Annotated in this window: 15 protein-coding genes; 2 read left to right on the forward strand and 13 right to left on the reverse strand. The window is 72.1% G+C overall.

What is annotated here, in order from left to right:
* Positions 1–3: 3 nt before the first annotated feature.
* From gatC to mnmA, 8 genes are all read right to left on the reverse strand, one after another.
* Positions 4–300 (reverse strand): Asp-tRNA(Asn)/Glu-tRNA(Gln) amidotransferase subunit GatC, encoded by a 297-nt coding sequence (gatC, locus tag ACZ4Z3_RS31620; RefSeq protein ID WP_018531282.1) that lies wholly within the window; start codon positions 298–300, stop codon positions 4–6.
* 331 nt (positions 301–631) lie between these two features.
* Complete coding sequence (locus tag ACZ4Z3_RS31625; protein ID WP_468504218.1) at positions 632–2,983, reverse strand: putative bifunctional diguanylate cyclase/phosphodiesterase; 2,352 nt, start codon at positions 2,981–2,983, stop codon at positions 632–634.
* 228 nt (positions 2,984–3,211) lie between these two features.
* A complete protein-coding gene (ligA, locus tag ACZ4Z3_RS31630) occupies positions 3,212–5,440 on the reverse strand; it encodes an NAD-dependent DNA ligase LigA (protein WP_468504219.1) in 2,229 nt (742 codons plus the stop codon).
* A 15-nt stretch (positions 5,441–5,455) separates the two neighbouring features.
* Positions 5,456–6,472 carry a methionine synthase gene (locus ACZ4Z3_RS31635; protein ID WP_468504220.1) on the reverse strand — a complete coding sequence of 339 codons (1,017 nt, stop codon included), beginning with the start codon at positions 6,470–6,472 and terminating at the stop codon, positions 5,456–5,458.
* 284 nt (positions 6,473–6,756) lie between these two features.
* On the reverse strand, positions 6,757–7,446 hold the full coding sequence (locus ACZ4Z3_RS31640; protein ID WP_468504221.1) for an SDR family oxidoreductase: 690 nt from the start codon (positions 7,444–7,446) through the stop codon (positions 6,757–6,759).
* Positions 7,447–7,493: 47 nt separating this feature from the next.
* A complete protein-coding gene (locus tag ACZ4Z3_RS31645) occupies positions 7,494–8,033 on the reverse strand; it encodes an LOG family protein (RefSeq protein WP_468504222.1) in 540 nt (179 codons plus the stop codon).
* A 9-nt stretch (positions 8,034–8,042) separates the two neighbouring features.
* Entirely contained in the window at positions 8,043–8,900 is an 858-nt protein-coding gene (locus tag ACZ4Z3_RS31650) for a class I SAM-dependent methyltransferase (protein ID WP_468504223.1), read from the reverse strand.
* Positions 8,901–9,041: 141 nt separating this feature from the next.
* Positions 9,042–10,172 (reverse strand): tRNA 2-thiouridine(34) synthase MnmA, encoded by a 1,131-nt coding sequence (gene mnmA / locus ACZ4Z3_RS31655; RefSeq protein ID WP_468504224.1) that lies wholly within the window; start codon positions 10,170–10,172, stop codon positions 9,042–9,044.
* 60 nt (positions 10,173–10,232) lie between these two features.
* On the opposite strand from mnmA, the gene ACZ4Z3_RS31660 reads away from it, so the two are divergent.
* Positions 10,233–10,940, forward strand: coding sequence for an N-acetylmuramoyl-L-alanine amidase (locus ACZ4Z3_RS31660; protein ID WP_468504225.1), 708 nt, complete (start codon positions 10,233–10,235; stop codon positions 10,938–10,940).
* Between the two features lie 19 nt (positions 10,941–10,959).
* Here the strand turns inward: ACZ4Z3_RS31660 and ACZ4Z3_RS31665 are convergent, their stop codons facing one another.
* The 3 genes from ACZ4Z3_RS31665 to ACZ4Z3_RS31675 form a co-directional block, all read right to left on the reverse strand.
* The gene (locus tag ACZ4Z3_RS31665; RefSeq protein WP_468504226.1) at positions 10,960–12,123 is read right to left on the reverse strand and encodes a cysteine desulfurase family protein; all 1,164 of its coding nucleotides are present in this window, start codon (positions 12,121–12,123) and stop codon (positions 10,960–10,962) included.
* 149 nt (positions 12,124–12,272) lie between these two features.
* Positions 12,273–12,551, reverse strand: a complete 279-nt coding sequence (locus ACZ4Z3_RS31670) for a DUF4190 domain-containing protein (protein ID WP_468504227.1) — start codon at positions 12,549–12,551, stop codon at positions 12,273–12,275.
* A 53-nt stretch (positions 12,552–12,604) separates the two neighbouring features.
* Entirely contained in the window at positions 12,605–12,769 is a 165-nt protein-coding gene (locus ACZ4Z3_RS31675; protein WP_468504228.1) for a hypothetical protein, read from the reverse strand.
* Positions 12,770–12,910: 141 nt separating this feature from the next.
* On the opposite strand from ACZ4Z3_RS31675, the gene ACZ4Z3_RS31680 reads away from it, so the two are divergent.
* The gene (locus ACZ4Z3_RS31680; RefSeq protein ID WP_468504229.1) at positions 12,911–13,537 is read left to right on the forward strand and encodes a TetR family transcriptional regulator; all 627 of its coding nucleotides are present in this window, start codon (positions 12,911–12,913) and stop codon (positions 13,535–13,537) included.
* A gap of 161 nt (positions 13,538–13,698) precedes the next feature.
* On the opposite strand, the gene ACZ4Z3_RS31685 is transcribed toward ACZ4Z3_RS31680, so the two are convergent.
* Positions 13,699–14,553, reverse strand: coding sequence for a thioesterase family protein (locus tag ACZ4Z3_RS31685; RefSeq protein ID WP_055538496.1), 855 nt, complete (start codon positions 14,551–14,553; stop codon positions 13,699–13,701).
* Positions 14,554–14,616: 63 nt separating this feature from the next.
* Positions 14,617–15,276 (reverse strand): trimeric intracellular cation channel family protein, encoded by a 660-nt coding sequence (locus ACZ4Z3_RS31690; RefSeq protein ID WP_468504230.1) that lies wholly within the window; start codon positions 15,274–15,276, stop codon positions 14,617–14,619.
* Between the last annotated feature and the right edge of the window lie 42 nt (positions 15,277–15,318).

A 15,318-nucleotide genomic window follows, 5' to 3' on the forward strand; every position in this document is an offset into this window, starting at 1 on the left:
TGATCAGTCCTCCCCCAGGATCTGCGGCACCTTGAAACGCTGCTGCTCCTGGGCCGGGGCGCCGGACAGCGCCTGCTCGGGGGTGAGCGACGGACGGACCTCGTCCGCGCGCATGACGTTCGTCAGCGGCAGCGGGTGCGAGGTCGGCGGGACGTCTTGGTCGGCGACCTCGCTGACGCGGGCGACCGCGCCGATGATGTCGTCCAGCTGGCCTGCGAAGTGGTCGAGCTCTTCGGGCTTCAGCTCCAGACGCGCCAGCCGGGCGAGGTGGGCGACCTCCTCGCGCGTGATGCCAGGCATGCAGCGATCCTCTGGGGTGAGTGCGATGTGGTTTGGCGCCAATCCTATGGGGCGGGCCGGTGTGACCGTGCACGGGTTTGCTGCGCGGGCTTGGCCGGGCGCCCAGGGGGTGGGGGGTACGGGTGCGTCGGCGGGTGCGGGTGAGTGGGGGCCGTTCGCGCAGTTCCCCGCGCCCCTGAAGGGAACGGGCCTGCGGCCCGCCCTTCATCCTGAAAAGCACGGGGCGCAGCCCCGGCCGCTTTTCAGGGGCGCGGGGAACTGCGCGAGAAACCCCCACCCACCCGCACCCGCCGACGAACCCCGCACCCCCGAGCTGTGAGGCGCCCCGCGGCTACTCGTCCGCCGTCGCCGCCGGCAGGGCCGCCGCGGGGCGCTGCCAGCCTCGGGAGCCACGGGCCCGGAGCCATGCCGTGGTCTCCTCCGGCGGCATCGCCGCGGCGACCAGCCAGCCCTGGACGGCGTCGCAGCCCAGGTCGCGCAACCTCTCCCACGTCTCGTCGTCCTCGACCCCTTCGGCGACCACGAGCAGCCCCAGGGAGTGCGCGAGGTCGACGGTGCAGCGCACGATCTCCGCGTCCTCCGTGTCGACGGCGAGCCGCGCCACGAACGAACGGTCGATCTTCAGCTCGCTCACGGGCAGCCGCCGCAGATGGACCAGCGAGGAGTACCCGGTCCCGAAGTCGTCGAGGGACATCTTCACGCCGTGCCCGGTCAGCCCGGCCAGGGTGTCCGCGGCCCGCTGCGGGTCCTCCAGGAGCACGTGTTCGGTTATCTCCAGCTGGAGTGCTCCCGCGGGAACTCCGTGACGGGCCAGCCGCGCGGCCACCGCGCCCGCGAAGCCGGGGGTGTGGACGTCGCGGGGCGACACGTTCACGGCGACCGGCACGTGCAGTCCCTGGGCGCGCCATCGGGCCACCTGCCCGAGCGCCGTCTCCAGGACGTACTCGGTGAGGTGCGGCATCAGCCCGGACGACTCGGCGATCGCTATGAACTCGTCCGGCGGCACCCTCCCCCGTTCGGGGTGCACCCACCGCACGAGCGCCTCCAGCCCGGCCACCTGTCCGTCGAAGCGGACCTTCGGCTGGTAGTGCAGTTCGACCTCCTGCGCGTCGAGCGCGCGCCGCAGGTCGCCGAGGAGGCCGAGCCGGTCCGGGGTGTTCGAGTCCCGCTTGGACTCGTAGACCTCGACGCCGGTGCGGTCCCGCTTCGCCTGGTACATCGCCACGTCCGCCCGCCGGAGCAGCCCCTCCGCGTCGAGCGCGTGGTCGGGGAAGACGGCGAGCCCGGCGCTGGCCTCCAGGACGAGGGTGAGCCCGTCGAGGTCGAGCGGGGAGCCGAGCGCGGCGACGAGGTTGCGGGCGACCCGTGAGGCGGAGGTCGTGGAGTCGGCGACGGGCAGCAGCACGGCGAACTCGTCGCCGCCGAGCCGTGCGGCCTCCGCTCCGCGCGGCAGCGCGACCCGCAGGCGGTCGGCTATCTGCAGCAGCAGCCGGTCGCCCGCGAGGTGCCCGAGGGTGTCGTTGACGGACCGGAAGCGGTCGAGGTCGATCAGCATCAGGGCGGAGCGCGCGCCGATGCGCTCGGCGTCGTCCAGGGCGGTCCAGGTCCGTTCCAGCAGCCACTGGCGGTTGGGCAGGCCGGTGAGCGGGTCGCGGAGCTGTTCCTCCGCCCGGGCACGGGCGATCCACAGGGTGGAGTCGAGCGCGATGAGCGGGATGGCGAACAGCGGCAGCAGCAAGGGCTGGGCCGCGGCGACGACGCAGATCAGGGGGGCGATGCCGAACAGCGCGACGGCGACGAGGCCCTGCCGGACCAGGGCGGTACGGGCGACCGTGGGGACGCCGCCGCGCGGCGCGGCCAGGTACCAGAGCAGGGCGCGGGTGACCGCGAGGTAGGCGACGGCGACGAGCGCCACCTGGGGTGCCGCGTACAGGTTCCAGGTCTCCGGGTCCCAGGGCTGCTCGACCGAGGGGACACGGCCGAAGACGCGCAGGACGAGGGCTCCTGCGCCGATGCCGAGGATGTCGACCGCGCCGTGCAGCACGCCCTGCCGCCAGCGGCCCCGGCGGGCGAAGCCGACGAGGACGACGACGGTGAGGCTGACCATGCCGGCCGGGAGCCAGCCGTAGAGGATCAGAACGGCGAGGGTGAGGGCGGCGCCGGAGCCGGTGCCGCCCCACCAGCGGGCGCGGCCCATGGCGACGAGGTGGCCGACGATGATGCCGGTGAGCACGGCGAGGGCCCAGCCGACCGCGCCGGACGGGAAGAGCGCGTGCTGTCCGGCGAACGCCCGGTAGAACCCGGCGCCCAGGATCGCTCCGGCAAAGCCCACGATCGCGGCGGGCAGGGCGGGCCAGGACGGATGGCGTTCGCTGTCGTGGCCCGGCAGGCCGTGCCCGCGGCTGTCACCGAGCGTGCCCGTGACGATTGGGGCGGTGCCGGTGCCGGTGCCGGCGATGAGCTGGGCGGGGGCGGGGACGAGAAGGCCGGGGGCGCCGACGACCGCGCGGCCCGGCGGCTGCTCCGATCGGGGGTCCGCCGTCGGTTCCTGGTCACCGACCCGCTCCCGGGTTCCCTCGAACGGGCGTCCCCCCATGAGCAGGGAGCGCCCCCATCGCCAGGCCCCGGACACACGGCGCAGACGCAGCCGTGAGTCCGGGGCGACGCTCTCGGTCGGTTCCATTCCCGTCCCTCTCACAGCCGGCGGTGCCCACGCCACGCGGCCCGTTGCTCCCGACAACCCTGGGGCGGCACCGCGTCCGAGAACCCGCCACGCGTCCGGGCACGGCAGGCGCACACCTCAACAGTAGGCCGCACAAGGCTTTCACGGGCAGCGGTCGACGACGGTTGCCCGAATGCGACCGGCCACCCATATGCATCTGGTATGCGCCGAACGGGTGGCCTTCAACCCCTACTCCTCGGTCGGAAGCGCCACTTCCGACGCCGCTTCCGGTCCCTGTTCGAGCAGAACCGCGAAACCGTCCTCGTTCAGGACCGGAACCTTGAGCTGCATCGCCTTGTCGTACTTGGACCCCGGGTTGTCACCGACCACGACGAACGAGGTCTTCTTCGAGACCGAGCCGGTCACTTTCGCTCCCCGGCTCTGCAGGGCCTCCTTCGCGCCGTCCCGCGTGTGGTGTTCGAGCGTGCCGGTCACGACGACGGTGAGCCCTTCGAGGGGGCGGGGCCCTTGGTCCTCGCCGGCGCCCTCGTCCTCCATCCGGACGCCGGCGGCCTTCCATTTGCGAATGATCTCGCGGTGCCAGTCCTCGGCGAACCACTGCTTGACCGCGGCGGCGACGATCGGGCCCACGCCGTCGGTGTTCTTCAGTTCCTCCTCGGTGGCCTGCTCGATGCGGTCGATCGAACGGAACGCGCGGGCGAGCGCCTCGGCGGCCACCGGTCCGACGTGCCGGATGGACAGCCCGGTCAGGATTCTCGCGAGCGGGCGCTCCTTGGCCGCCTGGATGTTCTCCAGCATCGCGACCGCGTTCTTCCGGGGCGCGCCCTCCTGGTTGGCGAAGACCGTGGCGACCTTCTCCTCGCCGGTCTTCGGGTCGCGTTTGGGCAGACCGCTGTCCTGGTCGAGGACGTACGCCTTGATGGGCAGCAGCTGCTCGACGGTGAGGTCGAACAGGTCGCCCTCGTCGATCAGCGGCGGGTCGGACGGCTCCAGCGGCTTGGTGAGCGCGGCGGCGGCGACATAGCCGAAGTGCTCGATGTCCAGGCACTTGCGTCCGGCGAGATAGAACAGCCGCTCACGCAACTGGGCCGGGCAGGAGCGGGAGTTGGGGCAGCGCAGGTCGACGTCGCCCTCCTTGGCGGGCGCCAGCGGCGTACCGCACTCGGGGCACTCGGCGGGCATCACGAACGCGCGCTCGCTGCCGTCGCGCAGGTCGACGACCGGGCCGAGGATCTCGGGGATGACGTCACCGGCCTTGCGCAGCACCACCGTGTCGCCGATGAGGACGCCCTTGGCCTTGACGACGTCCTGGTTGTGGAGGGTGGCGAACTCGACCTCGGAGCCCGCGACCGTCACTGGCTCGACCTGCGCGTACGGCGTCACCCGGCCCGTCCGACCCACACCCACACGGATGTTGACGAGCTTGGTGTTGACCTCCTCCGGCGCGTACTTGTACGCGATGGCCCAGCGGGGGGCGCGGGAGGTGGAGCCGAGGCGGCCCTGGAGGGGGATCTCGTCGAGCTTGACGACCGCCCCGTCGATCTCGTGCTCCACGGAGTGGCGGTTCTCGCCGAAGTGGGCGATGAACTCCCGTACGCCGTCGAGGTCGTCGACCACGCGGTTGTGGCGGGCGGTGGGCAGGCCCCAGGACTTCAGCAGGTCGTAGGCCTGGGAGAGGCGGCTGAGGCCGCCCTCGAAGCCCTCCAGTGCGCCGATGCCGTGCACCACCATGTGCAGGGGGCGGGTGGCGGTGACACGCGGGTCCTTCTGGCGCAGCGAACCGGCGGCCGCGTTGCGCGGGTTGGCGAAGGGCTTGTCACCGGCCGCCAGCAGCCGCTCGTTGAGCTCGGCGAACTTGTCCATCGGGAAGTAGACCTCGCCCCGGATCTCCACGAGGTCGGGGACCCGGTCGCCCTTCAGCCGGTCCGGGATCTCGGCGATCGTGCGGACGTTCGGTGTGATGTCCTCGCCGGTACGGCCGTCACCGCGGGTGGCGGCACGGGTGAGACGGCCGTGCTCATAGGTGAGGTTGACGGCGAGGCCGTCCACCTTGAGCTCGCACAGCAGGTGGTAGTCGGTGGTGCCGACGTCCTTGGCGACGCGCTCGGCCCAGGCCGCCAACTCCTCGTCGGTGAAGGCGTTGTCCAGGGAGAGCATGCGCTCGCGGTGCTGGACGGCGGTGAACTCCGTGGCGTACGCGCCCGCGACCTTCTGGGTCGGCGAGTCGGGGGTGCGCAACTCGGGGTGCTCCTCCTCCAGTGCCTCCAGGGAGCGCAGCAGCCGGTCGAACTCCGCGTCGCTGACGACGGGGGCGTCCTTCACGTAGTACCGGAAGCGGTGCTCCTCGATCTCTTCGGCGAGGCGCGCGTGCTTCTCCCGTGCCTCGGCCGGCACCGGTGCCTCGCTGGGTACGGATGCTGCGGTCGGGGCAGTCTGAGCGTCCTTGTCGCCGGCCACCGTGTTGTCCTCCCGTTACTCTGGGTTGTCCGCGAGGGATCTCGCCGCCTGGGCGCAGTGGGCGAGCGCCCGGCGCGCGTACGCCGGGGAGACCCCGGCGAGGCCGCACGACGGAGTGACCGTGACGGCGTCCGCGAGAAGCCCCGGATGCAGTCCCAGCCTGCGCCACAACGTCCTGACACCCATGACGCTACCGGCAGGGTCTGACAATGGGCCCTCCGTGGTCGGCACGACACCGGCCAGCAGCTTGGTGCCGCCCTCCACGGCTTCCCCGATCGCGTCATCGTCACGCTCGGTGAGCAGTGAGAAGTCGAAGGAGACCGCGTCGGCGCCGGCCCTGCGGAGGAGCGCGAACGGTACGTCGGGGGCGCAGGAGTGCACGACGACCGCCCCCGGTTCGGTGTGGACGCCGATGACGTCACGGAGGGTGGCCTCGACGAGCTGACGGTCGACGGCGCGGTGGGTGCGGTAGCCGCTGGCGGTCCTCACCTGGCCGCGCAGGACGGAGATCAGGGAGGGTTCGTCGAGCTGGAGGACGACGCGGGCGCCGGGTACGCGGCGCCGTATCTCCGCGAGGTGCAGACGCAGGCCCTCGGCGAGCGAGCCGGCGAGGTCCCGGCAGGCGCCGGGGTCGGAGAGGGCCGCCTCGCCGTTCTTCAGCTCCAGCGCGGCGGCGAGGGTCCACGGGCCGACGGCCTGCACCTTCAGCGGACCTTCGTAGCCCTGCGTGAACTCCTCCAGCGCGTCCAGGTCCTCACCGAGCCAGGAGACCGCCCGCCTGGTGTCCCGTCCGGGCCGGTCGCCGAGCCGCCAGCCGCTGGGCTCCACGCGCGCGTACAGCTCGACGAGCAGACCGGCGGTGCGGCCGATCATGTCGGCGCCGGGGCCGCGGGCGGGGAGTTCGGGCAGATACGGCATGCCCGTGTCCGGCCACTCGAAAGTGCCGGTGACGGTCTTGGCGGCCTCTCTGGCGTCGCCGCCGGGCATGGAGCCGATGCCGGTGGCGGGGCCGAAGTCGAAGTGTTCGTTCACACGTCGAAGCGTAGGTGTTCTTGGGCCGAGGGTTGTGACGTGCGGGTGGGTGGGGGCTGGTCGCGCGGTTCCCCGCGCCCCTGGAGGGACTGGCCTGCGGCCCGCCCTCCCCCGGAAGGGTTGGGCCTGCGGCCCGCCCTTCATCGGGTGGCGCCGTCGAAAAGCACGGGGCGCAGCCCCGGGCGCTTTTCAGGGGCGCGGGGAACTGCGCGAGAAACCACGACGCGCCCGCACCCGCCGAACAGACAGCGCCCCCGAGCTACTGGGCGCCCGGCGGCAACACCTCAGCGGCCGGGGCGGACCGTCAGGTCGTTGACCTCGGCGTCGCGTGGGAGGTCCAGCGCCATGAGGATCGTCGTCGCGACGGACTCCGGCGCGATCCACTGGGACGGGTCGTACTCCTTGCCCTCCTGCTGGTGGACCTTCGCCTGCATGGGGCTGGCCGTGCGGCCGGGGTAGACCGTGGTGACCCGGACCCCGTTGCCGTGCTCCTCGTGGCGCAGGGAGTCGGCGAGGGCCTTCAGGCCGTGCTTGGAGGCGGCATAGGCGGCCCAGTCGGCGTAGGCGTGCAGGCCCGAGCCGGAGTTGACGAACACCACCTGGCCCCGGGCGGCGCGCAGCTGGGGCAGGAAGTGGCGGGTCAGCTCGGCCGGGGCGATGAGATTGACGTTGAGCTGGTGGCGCCAGGACTTGGGGGTGAGGTCCCCGACCCGGCCGAGGTCGATCACCCCGGCGATGTGCAGCAGGGAGTCCACCCGGTCGGGCAGGGGCTGGTGGGAGAACGCCCATGAGAGCTTGTCCGGGTCCGCGAGGTCGCCGACCAGGGTCTTCGCCCCCGGGAACCGCGCCGCCAGTTCCTTCGCACGGCCCGCGTCGCGCGCGTGCAGCACGAGGTCGTCGCCGCGCTCGTGCAGACGGCGGGCCACGGCCTCGCCGATGCCGGAACCCGCTCCGGTGATCACATGAGTAGCCATACGGTCATGCTCGCATCACCCCGGGGCGGCCGGTGCCCGTGCCCCGCTCACTCCACTCCCTGACTCTCCTCCAGGTACGCCATCGCCCCCACAGGCTCCTCCGCGAAGAACACCAGGTCGGTGAGGGGGCGGGGCAGGAAGCCCTCGTCCTCCATACGGCGGAACTGCTCCTTCAGGCCGTCGTAGAAGCCCGCCGTGTTGAGGAGCACCACGGGCTTGTCGGTGTGACCGTGCTTCTTCAGTTCCAGGATCTCGGTGGCCTCGTCGAGCGTGCCGGTGCCGCCGACCATGATCACGACCGCGTCGGCCTTCTCCAGCAGGAGCCGCTTACGCTCGGCGAGGTCGTGGGCGATGACCATCTCGTCGGTGCCGGGCCGCGCCTTGGCCGCCAGGAACTCCACGGAGACGCCGAGGAGTCTGCCGCCCGCCTCCTGCACACCGTCGGCGACCACCTTCATCAGCCCGACGTCCGAGCCGCCCCACACGAGGGTGTGGCCGCCCTTGCCGATGAGCTTCGCGAACTCCCGCGCCGGGCGGGTGTAGCGGTCGTCGAGGTCGGCGGCGGAGAGGAAGACGCAGATGTTCATGGATCCACGTTAGGGCGTGCCACCGACATCGGGGCCCGGCCGGTCACCGGTCTCCGAGGGGCGGGTCAGGCGGATCTTGGACTGCCGGTGCGGGAGTTCCTCCCAGTCGTCCATGAAGCGGGCGGTCAGGCCGTACTGCGCGGCGAGTTCCACCAGGGTGTCGGTGCGGTAGTAGAAGTCCTCGTGAAGCACCTGGTGCTCCTTGCCCTCGGTGCGGCCGTAGGTGAAGTCGAAGAAGCCACCGGGGGCGAGGACGCGGCCGACGTGGGCGAAGCACTGCTCTATGACGTGCGCCGGCGAGTGCGAGAACACGCTGTGCGCGTGGACGACGTCGAAGTGGGCGTCGGGCAGGAATTCGAAGGTCAGGTCGGCGACGAGCGTCAGATGGGGCAGTTTCGCCTGGAGGCCCTGCCGGACGAGGGTGCGTTGGGCCTCCAGGAGGATGGCCGGTGAGATGTCGATCCCGTAGTAGTTCCCGGCGTCCAGGTGGTCGATGAACAGCCGCCCGGCCCGCAGGTTCCCGCAGCCGATCTCCAGCATCCGGTGCCGGGGCTCCAGACCGTGCCGCAGGAGGTAGTCGAACTGCATGCGGCCGACGCGTTCCCACTTCTCGACCGAGGGGTTGTGCCCGACGGCGGCCTCGGGGCTGCGGGCTGTGTCGGCGGCCATCACGGCCCGGTAGTAGGCGATGTGGTCACGGTGCTTCAGCCGCAGCCAGGTGTCGCGCGCCACCCGGCGGGCGTGCGCCGGCACGCGCTTGGGGTGGCGCAGGGCGTAGCGGACCCGGTGGGTGAGGCTGCGGCGGTTCCTCGACGGATCCGCCGTCGGCTTCCCGGACGGCCTTCCGGCCGGGTCTGTGGCTGTCACGGCGACCTCCTGGGCCTCCTGCGGCCCCTGGGCCGTGTCTGAGGGGAGCACTCACCAGCAGCCTGCGCCGTCCGCGGACGGATGGCTACCCGGAGGAGGCGTTCGTGACGGACGGGCACCCGGACCGGGGCCCGGCGTCCCTCAGACTGCGCCCGCCTTCGCGCGCGTGGTCGACGCGATCGTCGCCGAGCCCACCACACGCGTGCCGTCGTACAGGACGATCGCCTGGCCGGGGGCCACGCCGCGTACAGGCTCCCCGAACAGGACCCGAAGCTCGCCGTCGACCAGCTCGGCGGTCACCTCGGTCTCGCCGCCGTGGGCGCGCAGCTGGGCGGTGTAGGTGCCGGGGCCGGTGGGCGCGGCGCCGCACCAGCGGGGCTTGATCGCGGTGAGGCCGTCGACGTCGAGGGCGGCCGCGGGGCCGACGGTGACGGTGTTGTTCACCGGGGAGATGTCGAGGACGTAGCGCGGCTTGCCGTCGGGCGCCGGGGTGCCGATGCGGAGCCCCTTGCGCTGGCCGATGGTGTAGCCGTAGGCGCCCTCGTGGGTGCCGAGGACGGTGCCGGACTCGTCGACGATGTCGCCCTCCGCCTTGCCGAGGCGGCTCGCGAGGAAACCCTGGGTGTCGCCGTCGGCGATGAAGCAGATGTCGTGCGAGTCGGGCTTCCTGGCGACCGACAGGCCCCGGCGCTCGGCCTCCGCGCGGATCTCGTCCTTGGTCGTGACCGTGTCGCCCAGCGGGAACAGGGCGTGGGCGAGCTGCTTCTCGTCTAGCACGCCGAGGACGTACGACTGGTCCTTGGCCATGTCGGAGGCGCGGTGCAGCTCACGCGTGCCGTCGTCGTTGACGATCACCTTGGCGTAGTGGCCCGTGCAGACGGCGTCGAAGCCGAGGGCGAGCGCCTTGTCCAGCAGGGCCGCGAACTTGATCTTCTCGTTGCAGCGCAGGCAGGGATTGGGGGTGCGCCCGGCCTCGTACTCGGCGATGAAGTCCTCGACCACGTCCTCGCGGAAGCGGTCGGCGAGGTCCCACACGTAGAACGGGATCCCGATGACGTCGGCGGCGCGGCGGGCGTCGCGGGAGTCCTCGATGGTGCAGCAGCCCCGGGCGCCCGTGCGGAACGACTGCGGGTTCGCGGAGAGCGCCAGGTGGACGCCCGTCACGTCGTGCCCGGCTTCCGCGGCGCGGGCGGCGGCCACGGCGGAGTCGACCCCGCCGGACATGGCGGCGAGGACACGGAGGGGGCGGGGGCGCTGCGAGGTGTCAGTCATAACGCATCCAGGGTACGGGGCGCCGGGAACCGGAGCCCGCGAGTATCCGTTGGACGGCTCGTGGGCACCAGAACGGCGTCCGGGGACGGTGCTTCCCGGAGCAGGAGCAAGGACGGGGACCGGCGCGTGGGCCGCCGGGCCCTGCTGATCGGCACGGCCGTGGCCGCCGTGGGTACGGCCGTCGTGGCACGTGACGAGCTGACGCGCGCGTGGTGGCGGGTGCCGGGCGTCTCGAAGCCGCGCAAGGAGGGCGAGGTCGACTACGCGGGCGCGCGATGGGTGGCGGCCTCGGACGCGAACTGGCGGCTGGCGGACCGGCCGGACGACTTCGGCATAGACATGGTGGTCATCCATGTCACCCAGGGGAGCTTCGCCAGTGCCGTGAAGGTCTTCCAGGATCCGAAGCACGGGGCGGCGTCGCACTACATCGTCCGCAAGGACGGCCATGTCACCCAGATGATCCGCGAGCTGGACGTGGCGTACCACGCGGGCAACCGCGACTACAACGAGCGGAGCGTCGGCATCGAGCACGAGGGCTTCGTCGACCGTCCGCAGGACTTCACGGACGAGATGTACGAGGCGTCCGCCCGTCTCACGGCCCGGATCTGCGCGCGCTACGACATCCCGCTCGACCGCGAGCACATCATCGGCCATGTCGAGGTGCCGGGCACCGACCACACCGACCCCGGCGAGCACTGGGACTGGGACCGCTACATGAAGCTGGTGCGCGCCGCGGCGGCGAAGGGGTCGGGCGCGGCGTCGGCCTGAGCCGTTCGGGCATCGGGCCTCAGGTCAGGCCCGCGTTGCGGGCGCGTTCCACCGCGGGGCCGATCGCCTTGGCGACCGCCTCCACGTCGGCCTCCGTGGAGGTGTGGCCGAGGGAGAAGCGGAGGGTGCCGCGGGCGAGGTCGGGGTCGGCGCCGGTGGCGAGGAGGACATGGCTGGGCTGGGCGATACCGGCGGTGCAGGCCGAGCCGGTGGAGCACTCGATGCCCTGGGCGTCGAGGAGCAGCAGCAGGGAGTCGCCCTCGCAGCCGGGGAAGGTGAAGTGCGCGTTGGCGGGCAGCCGGTCCACCGGGTCACCGCCGAGGAGGGCGTCCGGTACGGCCTCACGGATCGCGTCGACCAGGGAGTCTCGCAGGGAGCCGATCTCCCGGGCGAACCACTGCTGTTGTTCGGCGGCGAGCCGGCCGGCGACGGCGAAGGAGGCGACGGCCGGGACGTCGAGGGTGCCGGAGCGGACATGGCGTTCCTGGCCGCCGCCGTGCAGCACCGGTACGGGGCTGTACTCGCGGCCGAGGAGGAGCGCGCCGATGCCGTACGGGCCGCCGATCTTGTGGCCGGAGACGGTCATCGCGGCGAGGCCGGAGTCCCCGAAGCCGACGGGGACCTGGCCGAAGGCCTGGACGGCGTCGGCGTGCAGCGGGACGCCGAACTCCGCGGCGACGTCGGCGAGTTCACGCACCGGCATGAGGGTGCCGATCTCGTTGTTGGCCCACATCACGGTGGCGAGCGCCACGTCGTCGGGGTCGCGGGCGATGGCCTCGCGCAGGGCGTCGGGGTGGACGCGGCCGTAGGTGTCGACGGGGAGGTACTCGACGGTGGCGCCCTCGTGTTCGCCGAGCCAGTGGACGGCGTCGAGGACGGCGTGGTGCTCGACGGGGCTCGCCAGGACCCGGGTGCGGGCCGGGTCGGCGGCGCGGCGGGACCAGTACAGCCCCTTCACGGCGAGGTTGTCGGCCTCGGTGCCGCCGGAGGTGAAGACGACCTCGCTGGGGCGGGCTCCGAGGGCCTCCGCGAGGGTCTCGCGGGCCTCCTCGACGGTGCGACGGGCTCTGCGGCCGGATGCGTGCAGCGAGGAGGCGTTGCCGGTGACGCTCAGCTGGGCGGTCAGCGCCTCCGCCGCCTCCGGGAGCATCGGGGTCGTCGCCGCGTGGTCGAGGTAAGCCATGGTGTGCCCGATTCTACGGGGGCGCCGCGCGCCGGCCTCGGCCGCTACGTCGGTGGGGTCGCCCCCCGGCCATGACGGCGTCCGCGGCGACGGTGCCGCGGCGGTCGGGGTGTGGGGTGCCCCTCCCGGTCCGGGCGGTCCTGTACGGCTCAGAAGCTCCAGGACACCGTGTTCGTCGTCTGGGTCAGAACAACCAGGATCACCAGGTCGGCGACGCCCAGGCCGAGACCGAGGAACGCCCGGCCCCGCCTCGTGGTGCCGCGCTTCAGGGCGAGGGCGGCGAGGACGATGGCGATGGGGCCGAGGAAGAGGTTGAGCACGAGGAGGCCGAGAAGGCCGAGGACGAAGGAGGCGACGGCCATGCCGTCGGCGTCGCGGCCCCGGCGGCGGGCGGCGGGGCGGGTGTGAGGTGCGGCGGTCAGTTGCATGGTGCGGTCAACTCCCTAGGGGTGGACGGGCTCCAACGGAAGTCCGCAGAAGGTCAGTCGGTGGTCCGGCCACGGCGGGCGTGGCGCTCGCGGTAGGCGAAGACCGCCAGCCAGGCGCCGATGACGGCCGCGGCGACCAGGGAGACGGAGAGCGGAACGTGGGCCACGGTGCCCAGGACGATCCCCAGCAGCAGAAGTGCGGCGACGAGGAACAACATGGCTTGAGTGCCTCTCGTTTCGTGGGGGGCGGTTCGACGTGACATTTCGGTGAACGGTTGTGGTTACAATTGTTCACTGACTCCAAGTCTAACGCGGTGCCCGGCTTTGCAATCACAGAGAACAGTTGTTAACTGCATGGCATGAGTCACACTTTCGGCGTCCGGCAGGCGCAGAAGCAGCGGACCCGGCAGGCGCTCATGGACGCCGCGCTCGCCCTGCTGGAGGAGCAGAGCCTCAGCAGCCTGGGCCTTCGCGAGGTCACCCGGGCCGTGGGAGTGGCGCCGACCGCGTTCTACCGGCACTTCCGTTCGACCGCGGACCTCGGTGTCGCGCTGGTCGAGGAGGCACTGGGGAGCCTGCACCTCGTCCTCGGGGATCTGATGGCAGCGGTCGGCGACAGTGACGAACTGATCCAGCGCGCCGTCGAGCTGATCGCCCGTCATGTGGACGCGTACCCCGCTCACGTCCGCTTTATCGCGCGCGAGCGGCACGGAGGTGTCCAGCCGGTGCGGGAGGCGATCCAGGACCAACTGACCCGGTTCGCCGCGGAGGTGTGCGACGACCTGGCCAAGCGGCCCGAGACCGCAGGCTGGAGCGACGACGACCGGTTGATGCTCGCCGGTCTGTACGTCGATCAGATGCTGGCGACGGCCTCCCTGTTCCTGGAGGCCCACGACGACCCCGAGGCGGAACGCGCACGCGTGACCCGCCTCGCGGGCCGCCGGATGCGGCTGATCACCATCGGCTGCCGCCACTGGCTCGACTGAGGAGCGGACGAGGCGCCGCCGGGGGTCCGCCACAGCCGCCAGGCCCGCCACAGCCGCCGGGCGCGCCCTTGGGTGCGCCGGAGGGGGCTCCCGACGGGGCTCCGGCCCTTCGCGCGCGGCCGGCCCCCCGACCGGCCGCGCGCTCAGCCCGTGAGCCGCGCTCAGCCCGTGAGCCGCGCGCGGGCCAGTTGCCGGGACTGCGCGACCAGGCGGTCGGCGCTGTCCCAGACCTCGGCGTCCTCCTCCAGGAAGCCGCCGGCGAGGTTGCGGGTGGTGATGGAGACCCGCAGCGGTCCGGGCGCCGGACGGCACCGCACATGCACGGTCAGTTCGACCGTCGGGACCCAGCCGGAGATGCCCAGCTCGAAGGCGGTCGGCGGCAGCGCGTCCACCGCGAGGAGCAGCGACAGGGGGTCCGGGTCACGGCCGTCGGCGAGTCCGAACCAGGCGCGCATCTCGCCGTTCCCCGACGGCGCGCCGAGGGCCCAGCCGAGGGTCGACGGGTCCAGCTTGAGGAACAGCCGGTCGGTGATGGCGGAGCTGCCGGGGACCGGGGCGGGCGCGTCGTCCGGGCCGAAGCACTGCTCGATCGGCGGGATCGCGGGCGGCTTCGCCGTCGTACGGACGTCGTCCGGGAGGGAGCCGAGGTCGCCGTAGGAGGCGAGGACGCGGATCCGCTCGATCTCGCGGCCCTCGTCGTCGTACTGGAGGAGGGACGCCTGGCCGGTCGACAGGGTCCGGCCGGTGCGGACGACGTCCGTGCGGATGACGGCGGGGCCGGGCTGGGAGGCGGTCAGGTAGTGCGCGGAGACCGTGAACGGGTCGGCGTGCGGGAGCGTGTCCGCGAGGGCGCGGCCCAGCATCGCGAGCAGGTAGCCGCCGTTGACGGCGCTGATGATCGTCCAGCCGGCGGAGAGGTCCGCGTCGTAGACGCCGGGTTCCCGTCGGCGGACCGCGGTGTCGCGGTCGAACTCGCTGTCGCCGACGGTGGCCTGTACGGAAGCTGCTTCGGGCATGGGTGAACCGTACAACAGCTCATTACTAAGCGGTAGCTTTTCTTGTTGCGGCGACGTTTCCACTCACCCTTCCTCGACCGCCGCCGAGCGCCGGTTCCACGCGCGCGGCGCCCGCCAGTGGTACCGCATCGCCAGCAGCCTGAGCGCGAAGGCGGCGGCCGCCGCGAAGGCCGAGGTGAAGGGGTTGAGCGCGTCGTAGCGGATGCAGAGGACGACCAGGCAGGCGCCGACCATCGCGGGCACCGCGTACAGATCGCGGTCCCAGCGCAGCAGCGAGGGCACCTCGTTGGCGAGCACGTCCCGCAGCACACCGCCGCCGACCGCCGTGGCGAGACCGAGGGCCGCCGAGGCGGTGAGGCCCAGCCCGTACTCGTACGCCTTCGTCGTGCCGGTGACACAGAACAGGCCGAGACCGGCCGCGTCGAAGACGTTCACGCCGTTCTGGATGCGCTCGACCTCCGGATGGAGGAAGAACACCAGCAGGGCGGCGAACAGCGGGGTGATGAAGTAGCCGAGGTCGGTGAAGGCGGCCGGCGGCACGGCTCCGATGACCAGGTCCCGGAAGAGACCACCGCCGAGCGCGGTGACCTCGGCGAGGACGGCGATGCCGAAGACGTCGAAGTTCTTGCGCACGGCCAGCAGCGCGCCGGAGATCGCGAAGACGAAGATGCCGATCAGATCGAGCGCGTGCTGGACGGACGGGGTGAACAGTTGCTGGAGCACCCACACATTGTGACGCAACAACGAGCCCCCGCCTTATATTGC

The organism is Streptomyces sp. NPDC030296, assembly GCF_055572815.1.